This is a genomic window from Burkholderia sp. PAMC 28687 (assembly GCF_001577465.1).
Lineage (GTDB): Bacteria > Pseudomonadota > Gammaproteobacteria > Burkholderiales > Burkholderiaceae > Caballeronia.
Map to the genome: position 1 here is coordinate 221,141 of NZ_CP014505.1, position 18,874 is coordinate 240,014.

General features: G+C 59.9%; 16 protein-coding genes and 1 other RNA gene. 12 read left to right on the forward strand and 5 right to left on the reverse strand.

Annotation, left to right across the window (positions count from 1 at the left end; translation table 11 throughout):
- Positions 1 to 23 precede the first annotated feature (23 nt).
- Positions 24 to 3,209, forward strand: coding sequence for a sensor domain-containing protein (locus AX768_RS01065; RefSeq protein WP_082778711.1), 3,186 nt, complete (start codon positions 24 to 26; stop codon positions 3,207 to 3,209).
- Here the strand turns inward: AX768_RS01065 and AX768_RS01070 are convergent.
- Positions 3,155 to 3,565 (reverse strand): acyl-CoA thioesterase, encoded by a 411-nt coding sequence (locus AX768_RS01070; RefSeq protein WP_172811905.1) that lies wholly within the window; start codon positions 3,563 to 3,565, stop codon positions 3,155 to 3,157. The two genes, AX768_RS01065 and AX768_RS01070, sit on opposite strands and share 55 nt — an antisense overlap.
- 276 nt (positions 3,566 to 3,841) lie before the next feature.
- Here AX768_RS01070 and AX768_RS01075 point away from each other — a divergent pair, with 276 nt between their 5' ends.
- Positions 3,842 to 5,716, forward strand: a complete 1,875-nt coding sequence (locus tag AX768_RS01075) for an ABCB family ABC transporter ATP-binding protein/permease (RefSeq protein WP_061998415.1) — start codon at positions 3,842 to 3,844, stop codon at positions 5,714 to 5,716.
- Positions 5,717 to 5,774: 58 nt separating this feature from the next.
- Here the strand turns inward: AX768_RS01075 and AX768_RS01080 are convergent, their stop codons facing one another.
- Entirely contained in the window at positions 5,775 to 7,166 is a 1,392-nt protein-coding gene (locus tag AX768_RS01080; RefSeq protein WP_061998416.1) for an MFS transporter, read from the reverse strand.
- Positions 7,167 to 7,453: 287 nt separating this feature from the next.
- Between AX768_RS01080 and AX768_RS01085 the strand changes: the two genes are divergently transcribed.
- The 6 genes from AX768_RS01085 to AX768_RS01110 all read left to right on the forward strand — a co-directional run bounded on the left by AX768_RS01085 (position 7,454) and on the right by AX768_RS01110 (position 13,230).
- A complete protein-coding gene (locus tag AX768_RS01085) occupies positions 7,454 to 8,422 on the forward strand; it encodes a LysR family transcriptional regulator (protein ID WP_061998417.1) in 969 nt (322 codons plus the stop codon).
- 109 nt (positions 8,423 to 8,531) lie between these two features.
- Positions 8,532 to 9,845 carry a Glu/Leu/Phe/Val family dehydrogenase gene (locus AX768_RS01090; protein WP_061998418.1) on the forward strand — a complete coding sequence of 438 codons (1,314 nt, stop codon included), beginning with the start codon at positions 8,532 to 8,534 and terminating at the stop codon, positions 9,843 to 9,845.
- Between the two features lie 281 nt (positions 9,846 to 10,126).
- On the forward strand, positions 10,127 to 11,020 hold the full coding sequence (locus AX768_RS01095) for a glutamate/aspartate ABC transporter substrate-binding protein (RefSeq protein ID WP_056355718.1): 894 nt from the start codon (positions 10,127 to 10,129) through the stop codon (positions 11,018 to 11,020).
- Between the two features lie 70 nt (positions 11,021 to 11,090).
- The gene (locus AX768_RS01100; protein ID WP_061998419.1) at positions 11,091 to 11,831 is read left to right on the forward strand and encodes an amino acid ABC transporter permease; all 741 of its coding nucleotides are present in this window, start codon (positions 11,091 to 11,093) and stop codon (positions 11,829 to 11,831) included.
- Entirely contained in the window at positions 11,831 to 12,508 is a 678-nt protein-coding gene (gltK, locus tag AX768_RS01105) for a glutamate/aspartate ABC transporter permease GltK (RefSeq protein WP_061998420.1), read from the forward strand. The genes AX768_RS01100 and gltK overlap by 1 nt, the downstream gene beginning before the upstream one ends.
- Positions 12,505 to 13,230 (forward strand): amino acid ABC transporter ATP-binding protein, encoded by a 726-nt coding sequence (locus AX768_RS01110; protein ID WP_061998421.1) that lies wholly within the window; start codon positions 12,505 to 12,507, stop codon positions 13,228 to 13,230. Before gltK ends, AX768_RS01110 begins: the two co-directional genes overlap by 4 nt.
- 86 nt (positions 13,231 to 13,316) lie before the next feature.
- Here the strand turns inward: AX768_RS01110 and AX768_RS01115 are convergent, their stop codons facing one another.
- Both AX768_RS01115 and AX768_RS01120 read right to left on the reverse strand, forming a co-directional pair.
- Entirely contained in the window at positions 13,317 to 13,661 is a 345-nt protein-coding gene (locus AX768_RS01115; RefSeq protein WP_061998422.1) for a YegP family protein, read from the reverse strand.
- 60 nt (positions 13,662 to 13,721) lie between these two features.
- On the reverse strand, positions 13,722 to 14,624 hold the full coding sequence (locus AX768_RS01120; protein WP_082778712.1) for a class II glutamine amidotransferase: 903 nt from the start codon (positions 14,622 to 14,624) through the stop codon (positions 13,722 to 13,724).
- A 246-nt stretch (positions 14,625 to 14,870) separates the two neighbouring features.
- Here AX768_RS01120 and pyrC point away from each other — a divergent pair, with 246 nt between their 5' ends.
- The 3 genes from pyrC (at position 14,871) to rnpB (ending at position 17,292) form a co-directional block, all read left to right on the forward strand.
- A complete protein-coding gene (pyrC, locus tag AX768_RS01125; RefSeq protein WP_062000677.1) occupies positions 14,871 to 15,950 on the forward strand; it encodes a dihydroorotase in 1,080 nt (359 codons plus the stop codon).
- 13 nt (positions 15,951 to 15,963) lie between these two features.
- On the forward strand, positions 15,964 to 16,830 hold the full coding sequence (locus AX768_RS01130) for a DUF3025 domain-containing protein (protein WP_061998423.1): 867 nt from the start codon (positions 15,964 to 15,966) through the stop codon (positions 16,828 to 16,830).
- A 44-nt stretch (positions 16,831 to 16,874) separates the two neighbouring features.
- Positions 16,875 to 17,292, forward strand: an RNA gene (gene rnpB, locus AX768_RS01135) — RNase P RNA component class A.
- 74 nt (positions 17,293 to 17,366) lie between these two features.
- On the opposite strand, the gene AX768_RS01140 is transcribed toward rnpB, so the two are convergent.
- On the reverse strand, positions 17,367 to 17,789 hold the full coding sequence (locus tag AX768_RS01140; protein WP_061998424.1) for an OsmC family protein: 423 nt from the start codon (positions 17,787 to 17,789) through the stop codon (positions 17,367 to 17,369).
- Positions 17,790 to 18,444: 655 nt separating this feature from the next.
- On the opposite strand from AX768_RS01140, the gene rplM reads away from it, so the two are divergent.
- Positions 18,445 to 18,873: a 50S ribosomal protein L13 gene (rplM, locus tag AX768_RS01145; protein ID WP_031357525.1), complete on the forward strand. Its 429-nt coding sequence runs from the start codon at positions 18,445 to 18,447 to the stop codon at positions 18,871 to 18,873.
- Position 18,874 lies beyond the last annotated feature (1 nt).

Here is an 18,874-nt window from a genome sequence, read left to right on the forward strand (position 1 = left end):
GCGTCGTGACGGTTATCGGAACCATGAAATCACTCTTTTCGCGCCGTCTGCTGGTCAACATCGCGGTCGTCCTCGTGGCGATGGGCGCGAACGCGTTCGTCGCGTACGAGCAGATCGGGCTGCAAGGCGATGCCGATGTCCGCACCCGCCGCTCGCTCAGCCTGATGCGCGACCTCGATGTGTATCGAAGCGCGCTTGGCGACAGTCTTCCCGAAATCGGCCGGTATGAAGCGACCGGCGTGCTCAAACCCGCCGATGTCCGGGCGGATATCGAATCGCATATCGACGCGCTGGAAAGCGGCCTGCGCGCGCAGTTCGCATTTGAGCCCGGCATGCAAAACGCCTTCGACGGCCTCGCGGAAAGCGCGCGCATCGCCAAGCGCGACGCGCATTCGGCGTTCGAACGCGCTGCCGCCGACGCACCCGGCGCCGAACGCGACTGGGCGCGCGCCGCGTTCGTGCGCCTGAGCGAAGACCAGGAAGCGCTCGATGTCGAGCTGACGCAACTGCGCGCGAAGGAAGCCGATTCGCTCGCCGCGACCTTGAACGATTCCGCACGTGCGTCGAGCCGCGCGGTGTTCCTGCTGATCGTGTCGATGCTCGCGGGCGCCGCCGCGCTCATGTACACCTTCGCGAGCCACGAGCGTTCGTCGCGCGACAAGCTGCGCATCGCGCGGGCCATGCAGCGCAGCAACGAGCGTTTCCGCGATCTCTTCGACGCGCATCCGGTGCCCATGTGGATCGTCGAGGCCGACACGTACCGTTTCGTCGCGGTCAATCCGGCGGCGCTCTCGCATTACGGCTACAACGAACTCGAATTCCTCACGATGACCGTGCGCGATCTGCACGCCGGCGACGACTTCCAGAACTTCGCCGCGCTGCTGGCGCGCAGCGCCGGCGATCATCCGGGAAGCCAGCATTCGGCGGGCGTGTGGCGTCACAAGCGCCATGATGGCGTCGAGGTCAGCGCCGACATCTCATCGCATGCGCTGACGTATTCGGGGCAGCCAGGCATCTTCATGCTGGCCAACGACGTCACCGACCGGATCAACGCGGAGACCGAAGCGCGGCGCTCGAAGCAGATGCTGGAATCGCTTATCGACAACATCCCGCAGCGCATTTTCTGGAAGGATCTCGATTCGCGCTATCTGGGCTGCAACTCCGCGTTTGCCCGCGATGCCGGGCTCGCCAGCAAGGAACAGGTCGTCGGCATGACCGATTGCGCGTTGCCGTGGGCCGCGTCCGGCAAACTGCTTCGCGCCGAGGACAATCTGGTTATCGCGACCGGGCAGCCGGTCATGAATCAGGAACGGGATTTTTTTGTCGGCGGCGAGTTGCGGACGTCGTTGACGAGCAAGCTGCCGTTACTCGACGGGGCGGGACGGATCATCGGCGTGCTGGGTTCTTACGACGACATTACCGGCCGCAAGCGCTCTGAACTTGCGCTGCGCCTGCAAAGCCGGGCACTCGACGCGTGTGTGAACGCCGTGCTGATCACCTCGACGACTGCCAAGGGCAACGTGATCGAATATGCGAATCCGGCGTTCAAGCGCATCACGGGTTACGACCCGTCCGATATCGTTGGCCGGGATTGCCGTTTCCTGCAGCGCGAGGATCTCGAACAGGAAGGGCTCAACGCGATCCGCGCGGGTCTCGCCGCAAACCGCGAAGTAAGCGCGGTACTGCGCAATTATCGAAAAGACGGCGTGCTGTTCTGGAATCAGCTTCTGGTCGCGCCCGTACCCGATGCAAACGGGCAAACGACGCATCACGTGGGCGTGATCAACGACGTCACCGAAGTCATCCGATACCAGGAACAGCTCGAATACCAGGCCAACTACGACGCTCTTACGCGCCTGCCCAACCGCAATTTGCTGCGCGACCGGCTGCAGGACGCGATCGAGCGCGCGCGTGCCGGCGACACGACGCTCGCGGTGGTTTTCGTCGATCTCGATGGCTTCAAGAACGTCAATGACAGCCTCGGGCACAGCATGGGTGATCGTCTGCTGTCCGTGGTCGCCGAGCGGCTTGCGCGGTGCGGCCGTACGGGCGACACCATTGCGCGTCACGGCGGCGACGAGTTCGTCGCGGTGCTGCCCGACATTGCGTGCGAGAGCGCGCTGATCAGATGGATGGAGCGCGTGCGCAGCGCGATTTCAGACCCGGTATGGCTCGACGGAACGGAGCTGTACGTGGGCTGCAGCATGGGCGCTAGCCTCTTCCCGCAAGACGGCGCGGACGCCGAGACCGTGCTCAAGAAAGCCGACCTGGCGATGTATCGCGCGAAGGACATGGGGCGCAACACCTACCAGTTCTATCAGCCTGAAATGAACGCGAACGTGGGCGCGCGAATGAACGTCGAACTGCGTTTGCGGCGTGCGTTGCGCGATGGCGAATTCCTGCTGCACTACCAGCCTCAAGTCGATCTCAAGACCGGCGATGTCGTCGGCATGGAGGCCCTTGTCCGCTGGATGGACCCGGAGTTCGGGCTGGTATCGCCGAATTCGTTCATTCCCATCGCGGAAGAATGCGGGCTTATCGGGCCATTGGCCGAGTGGGTATTGCGCGAAGCGTGCCGGCAAAACAAGGCGTGGCAGGAGGAAGGCTTGCCGGTCGTGCGGATGTCGGTGAATTTGTCGGCGCGGCAGTTCCAGCAGCGCGACATCCGGGAACTGGTGACGTCGGTGTTGACCGAGACGGGGCTCGAGCCAAAGTTCCTGGAGCTGGAGCTGACCGAAAGCGCAATCATGCACAACGCGGACGAAGCAGTGACCACCTTGTCCGATCTGGCGGCGCTCGGTGTTGGGATCGCCATCGACGACTTCGGCACCGGGTATTCAAGTCTCGCTTATCTCAAGCGTTTCCCGGTGCACCGGCTGAAGATCGACCGCTCGTTCGTTGCGGATATCGGCACGCCGAGTGGCAACGAGACCATCACGTCGGCGATCATCGCGCTCGCGCATTCGCTCGAATTGCAGGTGATCGCGGAGGGCGTGGAAACGTCGGCGCAGCTCGATTTCCTGATTGCCCGCGACTGCGATGAAATGCAGGGCTTTTTCTTCTCGGCGCCGCTGCCGGCCGAGGATATCCCCGGGCTCTTGCTCAACAGCCACAAGTGGACCGCCGCGCGCAACGGGACGCCCGGTAGCGTGGGTCAGTCGAGGGCCGGCAAGGCGCGCGGACGCCGGTCGCTGTCGGTCGCCACATAAGTCAGCGTCGCCTCGGTCACCTTGACGACGTCTTGCGCGAGGCTCATGCGCTGCGCGTAGACCTCGACGGAAACCGTCACCGAGGTATTCCCCGTCTTCACGATATCCGTGTAAAAGCTCAGCAGGTCGCCCACGAAGACGGGCTGCTTGAATACGAATGAATTGACGGAGATGGTCGCTACGCGCCCGTTCGCGCGCCGGCTCGCCGGGATCGATCCGGCTATGTCCACCTGCGCCATGATCCAGCCGCCGAAGACGTCGCCGTGGACGTTGGCATCGGACGGTTGCGGCACTACGCGCAGTGCGACCGGCTTGTTCGGGAGTTGCAAAGAATCGGTCACGAGCTTGAGTTCCATGAAAAGGTGGCGCTTTCGCGTTCCGGCTGTAAAGCGCGCCGTTGCGCCTTCTGCGACAATGCAGGATTAAACGATGTTGCCCCGCGCATGAGCGATCTTGGCTCGTTTAGCGGACTTTTGGCACACAACGCCACGCCCGCTTCAACAGCCGGCCGCGCGGGGTAATCATCGAATTGTACGGGAAAGCCCGCATTCTGAGACGGGCGCCCGCCCCCGATACATCCTGTGTCCAGCGTCGTTCAGTATGCGGCGCGGACCTCTGCAGACCTCGAATCCATGCGCCGCAATTCGCCCTCCGAACCTGTTCCCCTTGCCAAAGGTCCGCGCAACGACTGGCAGACCATTCGCTCGCTGCTGCCGTACCTGACCACGTACAAATGGCGCGTGGCGTTTGCACTCACGTGCCTGATCGGCGCGAAGGTGGCGAACCTGGGCGTGCCGATCGTGATGAAGAAGGTCATCGACAGCCTCAGTTCCATCCAGCATCTGACCGCGCTCGGACGCGCGCAGGATTCGGCGGCGATCATCCTGATCAGCGGCGTGGGATTGCTCGTGGTGGCATATGCAATTGTGCGTCTGTCGACGTCGCTTTTCACCGAATTGCGCGAGATCCTGTTCGCGAAGGTCACCGAAAGCGCCGTGCGGCAGCTTGCGCTGAAGGTGTTCCGGCATCTGCATTCGTTGTCGCTGCGGTTTCATCTCGAACGGCAGACCGGCGGCATGTCGCGCGATATCGAACGCGGCACGCGCGGCATTCAGCAACTCGTTTCATATTCGCTTTACAGCATCCTGCCGACGCTCGTTGAAGTCGGCCTCGTGCTCGGCTTTTTTGTGACGAAGTACGAAGCGTATTACGCCGTCGTCACGCTGATTGCGCTTGCCACTTACGTGATCTTCACGATCAAGCTCACCGAATGGCGCACGCATTTTCGCCGCACCATGAACGAGCTCGATTCAAGGGCGAATTCACGCGCTATCGATTCGTTGTTGAATTACGAAACCGTGAAGTACTTCGGCAACGAGGAATGGGAAGCGCAGCGTTACGACGAAAATCTGCTTCGATACCGCGCGGCGGCGATCCGCTCGCAGCGGTCCTTGTCGGTACTCAACTTCGGACAGCAGTTCATTATCGGCACGGGACTCGTGTTCATCTTGTGGCGCGCAACGCAAGGCGTGATTGCAGGACGCCTCACGCTCGGCGATCTCGTGCTGATCAACACGTTCATGCTGCAGCTTTATATTCCGTTGAATTTCCTCGGCGTGGTGTATCGCGAACTCAAGCAGAGTCTCACGGACATGGACCGCATGTTCACGCTGCTTGGCGCCGGGCTGGAGGTGCCCGACGCGCCCGACGCGCTGCCGCTTGCCGTCAACGGTGCGCAAGTGCGCTTCGAAAACGTGAGCTTTTCCTACGAGAGTTCGCGGCAGATCCTGCATGACGTGGACTTCACCATTCCCGCAGGGACCACGACTGCGGTGGTCGGCCACAGCGGTTCAGGCAAGTCGACGCTTGGCCGATTGCTCTTTCGTTTCTATGATCTGGAGCGCGAGCAAGGCGGAAGGATTCTGCTCGATGGCCAGGACATTCGCGACGTCACGCAGGATTCACTGCGCGCGGCGATTGGGATCGTGCCGCAGGATACGGTGCTCTTCAACGATTCGATCTACTACAACATTGCGTATGGCCGCCCCTCTGCTTCGCGCGATGAAGTGATCGCGGCGGCGCGCGCAGCGCATATTCATGATTTCATCGAAAGCTTGCCGGCCGGGTACGAAACGCCGGTCGGTGAGCGCGGGCTGAAATTGTCGGGTGGCGAGAAGCAGCGCGTGGCGATTGCGCGGACGCTGTTGAAGAACCCGCCGCTCCTCATCTTCGACGAAGCCACGTCCGCACTCGATTCGAAATCCGAACGCGCAATCCAGCATGAACTCGACCTGATCGCGCGTGAACGTACGACGCTGATCATCGCGCACCGGTTGTCGACGGTCGTGCATGCGCAGCAGATCATCGTGATGGATCACGGGCGGATTGTGGAGCGCGGGACGCACGCGGAGCTGGTGCGCGCAGGAGGGCTGTTTGCGCAGATGTGGGCGTTGCAGCAGCAGAAGGCGGCGGAGCCGGCGGACTCCATAGAAGCGGTGCGGGCTTGAAAAAAAGCGTCGATGCCGGCGAAAGGCATCGACGCTTCTTGGTTTGGGCTGCTTGACGTTATTCCGTGGCGTGCACCAGCGTGCCGGAACCGCCCGGCCCAACGCCGACCATTTCCGGCGATGCCCACGTAAGCCACTGCGTACGCAGCGCCAGCAGGAAGCCGAACGCGAACACGGCCAGCACGCCGAACGTCGCGAAGCCCATTTGGTAGCTTCCGGTACTTTCCCTCGCCATCCCCATGATCACGGGCAGATAGAACCCGCCAATCCCGCCCGCAGCGCCAACAATTCCGGATAACAATCCCGTTTTGCCTTTCCACCTTTGCGGCACGAGCTGGAACGTCGAGCCATTGCCAAGCCCGAAGCACAGATAAAGGCAAACCAGCAACGCTATACCACCCGCCACCGGCGGCATCCAGATAGCAAAAGCGAAATCAGCCGCCGCGATCACAGCAAGCAGGACAAGCAGTGCACGCACGCCTGTGACGCGATCGGCAAGATACCCGCCAAACGGCCGCACAATAGCGCCGAGCGCTGCGAGCATCGCCATGAAGATGCCGGCTTCGATCTTCGGCATTTGATAAAGATTGGTCAGCAGCAACGTCACATACGAAGACATGCCGACAAACCCGCCGAACGTGATGCTGTAGATCAGCATGACCACCCACGTATCGCGCTCGCCAAGCACGGCGCGGTAGTGTTTTGGCAACACAGCAATGGCAAGCAACGCGCCCAGCACTGGCAACAACAGGACGCCCGTGCGTCCGCCGCCGAACACGCCGCCATACACCGCCAGCACCAGGACAATCAAGCCGGCTAACGTGATGCCGAAGCTGACCATCGCGCGGGATGTGCTGCCACTTTTCACGCCACTATCCGACGCCCACGCAAACAACGCAATTGCCGTGATGGCGAGCAGCGGCAATGCGGCGGCGGTTGCCATCTTCCAGCCGAAGGCATCGGCGAGATGGGGGAAAAGGAAACCGTCGAGCACTGCGCCGATATTTCCCGCCGCAGCCAGCCCGAGAACCAGGCCCTGGACTTTCGGCGGATAGTTGCTGCCCGCCATCGGCAACGCAACTGCGAAGCTTGCGCCGCCCATGCCGAGAAACACGCCTAGAACCAGCAGCAGCGAATACGACGGCGTGCCCGAGAACAGCGGCAACACGATCGTCGGAACGGATGAAAGCAGCACGCCCATTAGCGCGACACGGCGGCCATCGGTAGATTGATACAGGTTGCCGAGCGTCACGCGCAGGATCGCGGCGGCGAGCACCGGCACCGCGACGAGGAAGCCTTGCTGCGCGGCGGTCATCGTGATGTCTTTGCTGATGAATGGCGCTAGCGGACCGTAGAGCACCCAGACGGTGAAGCCGGTATCGAAGTAGAGGAAGCACGCAACCAGCGAACGCCAGTTGCCGCTCTTCAGGGATGTGATCAGGTTTTTCATCGGGTCCTCGGAGTGGGACTGCAACGCGGAGCCGACGAGAATTTGCAAGCATCATGCCAATCAGATCCATCTTTTCAGCCAATGTCTCCAGAAACGTATGTCAGCGCGCCTCGGCGTTTGATCTGTCCCAATCGCCCTACCAATCGCACGCAACACCACGCACCGATACCACTTCACCGCAGCACCGCCCATGTGCGGCCAGCGTGACAATGGTGCGAACCGTTCATGCGCAACGGTAAAATGCCGGTGCGTCCCTGAACGCACCCCAACCAGCCCCAAGGCGCAGCATGGAACTGAAATGGCTCGAAGATTTCGTCTCCCTTGCGGAGACGCGTAGTTTCAGCCGGTCGGCCGAAATGCGGCATATCACGCAACCGGCGTTTTCGCGCCGCATCCAGGCGCTCGAAGCGTGGCTCGGCACGGACCTGATCGACCGGTCGGTGTATCCGACGCGCCTGACGCAGGCCGGACAGGTCTTCTACGAACAAGCCCTCGCGATGCTTTCTCAGTTTCACGAAGCACGCACGCTTTTGCGCGGACAGACCGGTGTGCCCGATGCAACCATCGACTTTGCGGTTCCGCACACGCTTTCGCTGACCTATTTCCCACGATGGCTGCAGCACATCGAAGCGCGGCTCGGGCGTATCAACACGCGTTTGCGCGCGCTCAACGTGCACGACGCGGTTTTATCGCTGGTGGAAGGCGGCTGCGATCTGGTGATGGGCTATCACCATCCGAGCCACCCGGTCGCGCTCGATCCCGCGCGCTACGACATGCTCACGCTGGGCGCCGAATTGATCAGCCCGTTTTCATCGGTGAACAAAGGCGGACGGGCGCGTCATGTCTTGCCCGGCGCCGCCGATGCCCTCATCCCGTATCTCTCGTACACGCCCAACGCCTACCTTGGACGGATGACGGAGGTGATCATCGCGACATCGCCGGCGCGGCTCTACCTTGAAAAAGTCTACGAAACCGATATGGCCGAAGGGCTCAAGGCCATGACCCTCGCCGGCCACGGCGTGGCGTTCCTGCCGCACAGCGCGGTCGCCAACGAAGTCGATGAAGGTCTTTTGATCCGTCTGGACCGTGGAACGCGCGGCACGCCCGCCGGTCAATTCACGCTGACCATGGAAATCCGTTTGTATCGTGACAAGATGGCGTCAAAAGGCGATGACCCGCGCCAGGCGCTGATGCGAAATCTCTGGGAAGCGGTCGGGGAGGAGATCTCCCGGTCGGTTGAAACCCAAACCCCGTAAGCGTTTCCAGCGTTATGCAAGATAAACATAACGCAATGATGAAACGGCATTGGATTTCAATAAGCGAATTTTCGACAATGAACGCATTCCACACAACGTTGGAGCTTCAATGTCTTCGCAGCAACCAGAACATCCTGCAGCCGTTGTTCAACACGCCATCCCGTCTTATCTCGACTCCACCCATCTCGGCCCCTGGGGCAACTATCTCCAGCAAGTCGACCGCGTCGCGCCGTATCTCGGCTCGCTGTCGCGCTGGATCGAAACCCTCAAGCGCCCAAAGCGCATCCTGATCGTCGATTGCCCCATCGAACTCGATAACGGCACGGTCACGCACTTCGAAGGTTATCGAGTGCAGCACAACATGTCGCGCGGACCGGGTAAGGGCGGCGTGCGATACCACCAGGATGTGACGTTGTCGGAAGTGATGGCGCTGTCGGCGTGGATGTCGGTGAAGAACGCGGCGGTGAACGTGCCGTACGGCGGCGCGAAAGGCGGTATTCGCGTCGACCCGCGCACGTTGTCGCGCGGTGAACTGGAACGCCTGACACGCCGCTATACCAGCGAAATCGGCATCATCATCGGGCCGAATCAGGACATTCCCGCGCCCGACGTGAACACCAACGAACAGATCATGGCGTGGATGATGGACACGTACTCCATGAACCAGGGCCAGACGGCAACGGGCGTGGTCACCGGCAAGCCGATCTCGCTGGGCGGCTCGCTCGGCCGCAAGGAAGCGACCGGACGCGGCGTGTTCGTGGTCGGTTCGGAAGCGGCACGCCGGATCGGCTTTGATATCGAAGGTGCACGGATCGCGGTGCAGGGCTTTGGTAACGTCGGCGGGATCGCAGCACGCCTGTTCCAGGAAGCCGGTGCGAAAGTGGTTGCGGTGCAGGACCACACGGGGTCTCTCTACCAGTCGTCGGGTATCGATGCAGTCGCGCTGTTCGATCACGTAGCCAAGCATGGCGGCGTAAGCGGCTTCGAAGGCGCCGATGTGATCGGCAAGGACGAGTTCTGGACCATCGAAAGCGACATCCTGATTCCGGCCGCGCTCGAAGGCCAGATCACGGAAGAAAACGCGCCCAAGATCCGCACGAAGATCGTGGTGGAAGGCGCCAACGGCCCGACCACGACCGCAGCCGATGACATCCTCCACGACAAGGGCATTCTCGTGATTCCCGACGTGGTCGCGAACGCCGGCGGCGTGACGGTTTCGTACTTCGAGTGGGTGCAGGACTTCTCGAGCTTCTTCTGGACCGAAGATGAAATCAACCAGCGCCTCGAACGCGTGATGCGCGAAGCGTTCGCTGCGGTGTGGACTGTTGCAAGCGAGCACAACGTGTCCGTGCGGACGGCGGCGTTTATCGTGGCGTGTACACGGATTCTTCAAGCTCGCGAAATGCGCGGCCTTTATCCATGACTTTGGTCTCTGAGAACGTTTGCGTGCGCGGATTTTCATGAGGCCGCATTAAAGCAACAAACGCATCAATTGCCCGGTGGTGTCTCGAACGACATCCCGGGCTTTTTGCGCAAGAAATAAAAGAACTGAAGAGACGAACCACGATGACCGAAAAGTCGTTAAAGTGCGCGCTGCGCAAGGCATACAGCGGGTGTCTCAAAATTATCAAGTGTGGACAACATTCATTCTTTCAAATTTATTACCCTGCTAAAATTGCCCCGGTTTTCAAGGAGATCACGACCATGAAGTTTAAAAAAGCCGCACTGCTGCTCGCTGCATTGGGTGTTTTTGCCTCAGGCGCGCAAGCGCAAAATAACGACACGCTCAAGAAGATCAAGGATTCAGGAAATATCTACCTGGGCTTCCGCGAATCATCGATTCCGTTCTCGTATTACGACGACAAGCAACAAGTCATTGGCTACTCGTATGAGTTCGCTTTGAAGGTGGTCGACGCCGTCAAGGAAAAGCTCAACATGCCGAACCTGAAGATCCAGCAGAAGTCGGTGACGTCGCAAAACCGCCTGCTGCTCGTAACGGGTAACCAGATCGACCTCGAGTGCGGCTCGACCACGAACAACCTGGAACGTCAGCAACAAGTCGCGTTCTCCAACACCATCTTCGTGATCAGCACGCGCCTGATGACCAAGAAGGATTCGGGGATCAAGGACTTTGCCGACCTGAAGGGCAAGACGGTCGTGACGACCGCCGGTACCACGTCCGAGCGCCTGCTTCGCAAGATGAACCAGGACAAGAGCATGGGCATGAACATCATCAGCGCGAAAGATCACGGCGATTCGTTTTTGACGCTGTCGACGGGACGCGCGGTTGCCTTCATGATGGATGATGCGTTGCTGGCCGGCGAACGTGCCAAGTCGAGCAACCCGCAGGACTTCGTGATTGTCGGTGCGCCGCAATCGCGTGAAGCCTACGGTTGCATGCTGCGCAAGAACGATCCGGAGTTCAAGAAGGTAGTCGATGACGCCATCGCCAAGGTCGAAACCTCGGGCGAAGGCGACAAGATCTACAAGAAGTGGTTCGAAAGCCCGATTCCGCCGAAGGGCCTGAACCTGAACTTCCCGGAAAGCGACGACATGAAGGCTCTTTTCAAGAGCCCGAACGACAAGGCTATCGACTAATCTCGATCTCGTCTGGATTGATGGAAACGGAAGGAGCGCTGCTTCTTCCGTTTTCTTTTGGAGGGAGTTCATGTCCTACCACTGGAACTGGGGCGTTTTCCTAAGCCCTGTCTCGACCGGCGAGCCGACAACCTATCTCGGCTGGCTTATTTCCGGTTTCTGGGTGACCGTCACCGTGTCGCTTGCGTCATGGGTCGTGGCGCTCGTCGTGGGTTCGTTGTTCGGTATTCTGCGCACGCTGCCCAACCGCAAACTTGCGGCTGCCGGCACGACCTATGTCGCGATCTTTCGTAACATACCGCTGCTCGTGCAGTTCTTCATCTGGTATCTCGTGATACCCGAATTGCTGCCGCCATCCATTGGCAACTGGTTCAAGCAACTGCCGCCCAACGTGCAGTTCTATACATCATCCATTCTCTGCCTGGGGCTCTTCACCGGCGCTCGCGTGTGCGAGCAAGTGCGATCGGGCATTGCCACGTTGCCGCGCGGACAGCGCGCCGCGGGCCTCGCAATGGGCTTTACCGAATGGCAGACGTACCGGTACATCCTGATGCCGGTCGCGTATCGCATGATCGTGCCGCCGCTCACGTCAGAGTTCCTGAACGTGTTCAAGAACTCGGCGGTGGCATCGACCATTGGTCTGCTCGAGTTGTCGGCGCAAGCGCGGCAACTCGTGGACTACACCGCACAATCATACGAGTCGTTCATTGCCGTCACGCTTGCCTACATGCTGATCAATCTGGTCGTCATGCAACTGATGCGCTGGGTCGAAGCGAAGACCCGGTTGCCCGGCTACATTGGAGGCAAGTAATGCATCATTTCAACTGGAGCGGCATAGTCAGTTCGCTGCCCACGCTGTGGACCGGCGCCATCATCACGTTCAAGATCACGCTGCTCGCGCTCGTGTTCGGGATCCTGTGGGGCACGGTGCTCGCGTTGCTGCGGCTTTCAGGCGTGAAGCCGCTCGAATGGTTCGCGAAGGCCTACGTCACGCTGTTCCGATCGATACCGCTCGTCATGGTCCTGCTGTGGTTCTTTTTGATCGTGCCGCAATTCCTGCAGAATGTGCTGGGTTTATCGGCGGAAGTCGATATTCGCCTGGCCTCCGCCATGGTCGCGTTCTCGCTCTTCGAAGCCGCGTACTATTCGGAGATCATTCGCGCGGGCATCCAGGCGGTATCGCGCGGTCAGGTGAACGCGGCGTTCGCGCTCGGCATGACCTACATGCAGTCGATGAAACTCATCATCCTGCCGCAGGCGTTTCGCGCAATGGTGCCGCTCTTGCTCACGCAGGCTATCGTGTTGTTCCAGGATACGTCGCTTGTGTACGTGATCAGTCTTGCGGATTTTTTCCGCACGGCGACGAACGTGGGTGACCGCGACGGGACGACCGTCGAGATGGTGCTGTTCGCTGGCGCCTGTTATTTCGTGGTGTGCCTGGCTGCATCCGGTCTGGTCAAAAGTCTTCAGAAAAAGGTCGCTCGATGATCTCACTCAAGAATGTTTCGAAGTGGTATGGCCCGTTTCAAGTGCTCACCGATTGCACGACGGAAGTCAAAAAAGGCGAAGTGGTCGTGGTGTGTGGTCCATCGGGATCGGGCAAGTCGACGTTGATCAAGACCGTGAACGGACTCGAGCCGTTCCAGAAGGGCGAGATCAGCATCAACGGCCAGTCGATAGGCGACAAGAAAACGAACCTGTCGAAGGTGAGGGCGAAGGTCGGCATGGTATTCCAGCACTTCGAGCTGTTTCCGCATTTGTCGATTGTGCAGAATCTGACGCTCGCGCAGATCAAGGTGCTTGGGCGTTCAAAGGACGAAGCAACGGCGAAGGGATTGAAGCTGCTGGATCGCGTGGGTCTCTCTGCCCAGGCTGATAAATTCCCCGGTCAACTATCCGGCGGTCAGCAGCAGCGTGTGGCGATTGCACGGGCGTTATCGATGGATCCGATCGCCATGCTTTTCGACGAACCGACCTCCGCGCTCGACCCGGAAATGATCAACGAAGTGCTCGACGTGATGGTCGAGCTGGCGCAGGAAGGCATGACCATGATGTGCGTCACACACGAAATGGGCTTTGCGAAGAAGGTGGCGCATCGTGTGATCTTCATGGACCGCGGCCTGATCGTCGAAGACGACAAGAAGGAAGCGTTCTTTGAAAATCCGAAGTCGGATCGCGCCAAGGACTTTTTGGCAAAGATCCTGCATTGAGGTTGATGCGCCGGGGCAAGTGCATGCCTGGGCACATCATGCAAAAAAGGCCGTTCTCAACTTACATTGAGAACGGCCTTTTCCATTCATTCATGCACTTTCGTATTGTCCTGCGTCACCGCATCGGCCGCATTCTTCTTCACGGACTCGATGCCGGCATCGCGCGCCGACGTGCTGCTATACGACTCGCTCACACCGATGATCTCGTGATTGCCCGCCTTCAGGTTGAAGTACGGCGCGCCGCTTTTATCGGTCTTGCGCTCGTAGCGTTCATCGAGCAGCGCGTTGGTTTTCACCGATGCAATCCCGTGTTCTGCGGAAGCCCGCGTCACGTACATTTCGCTTTTGAGGATGGGTTCGCCGTTGCCGGCGCGAAGATTGAAGTAGAACTGGCCGTTGCGGGCTTTATCGATGACGAACTTTCCTGACATGGCATGTGCTCCCGGATGAGTGGAACGAGCGTGAGTTCAGGTGATCTTCAACGTGCGATGCTATTCAATGCCGAGTTCTGTTTCCACGTCGGCGGTGGTTTCAATCGAGTCCGCCCGCAGCACCGATTCAACGCAAACCTTGCATAACGGCTCGCGCGCTTTTTCCGCGACATCGGCCGGAACCGGCACGTTGACCGTTTTCAGCAGTGCGCCGTGCTGGAACAACGCGAGATCGCCCGGCTCGAAACGGGTCCAGACTTCGTCGTCCGTGAGTGGCGACGTCGCGATCACCGCCACGCGATCTTCCGGCGTGGTGTATTTCGCAAAGTCGATGGACATGTCGGCATCGATCAGATGCGCTGTGGAGAACGGCCAGCTCCGCACCAAATAGTACAAATGCGTCGAGCAATGCGAGAACAGCGCCTGACCATTCGACATCAGGAAGTTGAATACGCCGAATTGCGTGATTTCCCGCGTCAGTCTTTCGAGCGCCGCGAAGAGTTCGTCGAGCGGCGGCTGGCAGCCGGGAAACTCTCGCCGCAATCCTTGCAGCAGTGCGCAGAACGCGAGTTCGCTGTCGGTTGTGCCGACGGGCTGATACTGGCCGTTCAGGCAGGGCTTGTAATCCTTCAGGTCACCGTTGTGCGCAAAGATCCAGTGGCGGCCCCACAGTTCGCGCATGAACGGATGGCAATTTTCCAGCAGGATATGGCCTTGCGTCGCCTTGCGGATATGCGCAATCGTGTTCTTCGACTTGATCGGATAGCGTTTTACCATCTCGGCGAGCGGCGAACTGGCCGACGACTGGTGATCGATGAAAAGCCGGCACGCCTTGTCTTCGAAGAATGCGATGCCCCAGCCGTCTGCGTGATGGTCAGTCACGCCGCCACGCGCCGCGAACCCGGTGAACGAAAAGGTCACGTCCGTGGGTTCCGCACAGTTCATTCCGAGAAGTTGGCACATTGCTGGGGCTGCAGACTGGGTGAATGGAGCTACCCGTTACAATACGGGGTAACCAGAGCATAGCACCGACGAAACCGCCAAATAATTCGCGTCGTCGGGCCGCGGGCGGCATCGTTGTTGAATTTCCACGGTGCAGGGCTGGCCGCGAGGCAAAGTTACCGGTTTGGGAACGCAACCAAAGAAAGTCAGCGCGCCGCCAGCCCGATTCCGTTTTCGTTATCCGATTTTTTCATCGTCATCACGCCAATGTCCGCTTCCGCTCCCTCCGCCGTATCGACCGTTTCTGTTGATTCCGTGACGCTTGCGCGTCCCGATGACTGGCATTTGCACGTGCGCGACGGCGCCGTGCTCGCCGCTGTCTTGCCGCATACCGCGCGCCAGTTTGGCCGAGCGATCATCATGCCGAACCTGCGGCCGCCAGTGACCACGACCGAAATGGCCGCGGCGTATCGCGGGCGGATTCTGGCTGCTTTGCCGAAAGATGGCCCGGGCGCAAAGTTCGAACCGCTGATGACGCTGTATCTCACCGATAACACCCCGCCCGACGAGATCCGCCGCGCGCGCGAAAGCGGCTTCGTGCATGGCGTGAAGCTATATCCTGCGGGCGCGACGACCAATTCAGATGCCGGCGTGACGAGCATCGCCAAGTGCGCAAAAACGCTGGAAGCGATGCAGGAGCATGATCTGCCGCTGCTGGTTCATGGCGAAGTGACGGACCCGGCCATTGATATGTTCGATCGGGAGAAGGTGTTTATCGACCGTGTGATGACGCCTTTGCGTCGTGATTTTCCAGCGCTGAAGGTGGTGTTCGAGCACATCACGACCAAAGATGCCGCCGATTACGTCCGCGATGCCGACGGCCCGACCGGCGCCACGCTGACTGCGCATCATCTGCTGTACAACCGCAATGCGCTCTTTGTTGGCGGGATCCGGCCGCATTACTACTGTTTGCCGGTCTTGAAGCGCGAAACGCACCGCGTGGCATTGCTGGCGGCGGCGACATCGGGGAATCCGCGGTTTTTCCTCGGCACGGACAGCGCGCCGCACGCGAAGGGCTTGAAAGAGCACGCTTGCGGGTGCGCAGGCTGTTATACGGCGTTGCATGCACTCGAGCTTTACACCCAGGCCTTCGATCAAGCCGGCGCGCTCGACAAGCTCGAAGGTTTCGCGAGCTTCCATGGCGCCGATTTCTACGGCTTGCCGCGCGCTGCGGAGCACGTGACGTTGCGCCGCGAGGAATGGACGTTGCCGGCGGAATTCATGGCGGGCGAGAATGAAATCGTGCCGCTCGGCGGCGGTGAATCAATAGGCTGGCGGCTGGTTTAAAGCCGCGCCCCGCATGTCTGGTCCCGCGCAAAACGCTGGCCGACCGGCGGGATTGTTCGATGCCCGGCCAGTGCCGGGTTTCAGCGACATCGACTGGTCGCGCGGGTGGCTTGCGCCGCTGGCCGATCGCGGCACACGCTGGCAGCAGTCAGCGCTTGAAAGTTATCCGGCATACCTCTCCACGCTGAACGCCGATGCACGCGCCGAACCGCGCGTGACGGGGCGTGGAAAGGTTTTATCGTTTATTGCGCAGGACGATCTTCCTGCGGGCGCGTCGTATGAAGGGCACATCGCCGCGACCGGCTGCGTTCCGACGCGCCACAATCTGCATGATTTCTTCAATGGCGCGATGTGGTTCCAGTATCCGCGCATCAAGGCTGCGTTGAACGCGCGCCAGGCCACCGAAATCGATGCACTCGGTATTGGACCAAGCCGCGGCGCCGCCCGCGATGCCCTGACACTCTTCGATGAAAACGCCATCCTGTTCGCCTGCGCCGACCCGCTGCTCACCGCGGCGCTTCGGGCGTTTGACTGGCGCGCTGTGTTTATTGGACATCGGGCGGCCTGGGGGCAGGCTTGCGAAGCGCACATCTTCGGCCACGCGCTGCTGGAAAAGCTGATCGCGCCATACAAGGCGTGCACGGGACACGCGTGGATCGTGGAGGTCGAGCCGGCCTATTTCCTCGCCGCCGATGCCGAACGCCGCGCCATCCTCGACCTGCACGTGTCCGACCGCCTTGCCAGCGAACCCGTTTCCAGCCGATGTTTCACCCCGCTGCCCGTGCTGGGCGTGCCGGGATGGTGGCAGGAAAATGAAGCGCGCTCCTTCTACGACGACCCGCACGTTTTCCGGCCGGGCCGCCAGCGGATCGGGGCTTGATCGGCGGCATCCGTACGATCCGCCCATGCTAAAATTCGCCTCGCAAAGCAGGCCAGGCAGTCGCGGCTGAACCGGTTTCGGCCGGGGAGGGCGAGGAAAGTCCGGACTCCAACAGGCAGGGTGATGGCTAACGGCCATCCGTGGCAACACGCGGAACAGGGCAACAGAAAGCAAACCGCCGATGGCCCCGGGCGCAAGCCTGGGGATCAGGTAAGGGTGAAACGGTGCGGTAAGAGCGCACCGCGGCTGCTGCAAGGCAGACCGGCACGGTAACCTCCACCCGGAGCAATTCCAAGTAGGCAGGCGCGCATCTTCGAGATGCAGGACGGTGCCTCCGTCTCGTCTGCGGGTAGGGAGCTTGAGCGCGTCAGTAATGGCGCGACTAGAGGAATGGCTGCCACGCGCGTCACGCTTTCGGGCGTTGCGCGCGCACAGAATCCGGCTTATCGGCCTGCTTTGTGACTAATCAGAAAGAAAGCCGGCGTCAGAATTGAACTGACGCCGGCTTTTTTTCGTCTTCTTTTGATGTGGCGCGCTTAGCCGGGAACTATATCGAATGAATGCGTCAGTTCGGCAGTCTTCGCGATCATGATCGACGCCGAGCAATATTTATCGTGCGAAAGCGTAATTGCGCGTTCGACGGTCGCCGGATTCAGGTTCTTGCCCGTCACCGTGAAGTGGAAGTGGATCTTCGTGAAGACTTTCGGATCTTCGCTTGCACGTTCGGCTTTGAGCGTCACTGAGCATCCGGCCACTTCCTGACGGCTTTTCTTCAGGATCATCACGACGTCGTACGCCGTGCAGCCGCCCGTCCCCAGCAGGACCATTTCCATTGGACGCGGCGACAGGTTGCGGCCGCCGCCTTCGGGAGCGCCATCCATGGTGACCAGATGGCCGCTGCCCGTCTCGGCGGCAAACGCCATTCCGTCTTGTCCCATCCAGCTAACTTTGCATTCCATGAAAAAACTCCGGTGCCGTCCGGCACGTTTCAATTCCTGCCGATTGTAGCGTTTTAGCTTATTGCTGGAATCATAACTGGCGTTTCCCGGTCGGTTTTTCAATAGGCGTGCTGCGGCGCGGTCGGGTGCGTAAATCGGGAAAATCCCTGCCAGAAGGAGGGAATATCAGCGCCGGGTCGCAGTCCAGGATGAAAGGGTGGCGACCTTAAGTATATGATTCAAAGGATTAATTGGACGGTCGACGGTTTATTTCATTGTTTTACATTATGAAATTCAATCTCACCAAGTAAATTTACTTGCTTTGCACAAACCCAGTTCATATACTTGCTCCTGTCTCCTCCACCTCCTCCTAGGTGGATTCAGCCCGAGCCCAAGGCTCGGGCTTTTTTTCGCCTGCTCCCTATGCTGCAGGTTATGCAGGTTAGCCATGCGACGCGCGGGAACTTGCAATCAAGCGGCTTGGCGGGCGCAATTTCGCCTGATTTGAGCCCCGTGCTCGCTTGTTTTGACTTCGCGCTGAAATTTCCCTTATAATTCAAAGTTCTCTATCCGCACCATGCCCGCGGACGAGAACCAGGGAGAGCCCGCACGCGCCTCGATGCGCACGAACATACAAGCGGGACAAAGCAGGGCAGAATTATTTTTTGGATCGATCATGAAGACGTTTTCCGCAAAAGCCCATGAGGTGACGCGTGAATGGTACGTGATTGACGCGACGGATAAGGTTCTCGGACGTGTCGCCAGTGAAGTGGCCGCCCGACTTCGCGGCAAGCACAAACCCGAGTTCACCCCGCACGTCGACACTGGCGATTTTATCGTCATCATCAACGCCAGCAAGTTGCGCGTCACGGGCAACAAGGGTACTGACAAAAAGTACTACCGTCACTCGGGCTATCCGGGCGGCATCTACGAAACGACGTTCAACAAGATGCAAGAACGCTTCCCGGGCCGCGCGTTCGAGAAAGCTGTGAAGGGCATGTTGCCGAAAGGTCCGCTCGGCTACGCTATGATCAAGAAGCTCAAGGTCTACGCTGGCGCAACGCATCCGCATACGGCTCAACAGCCTAAAGCGCTCGAGATCTAAA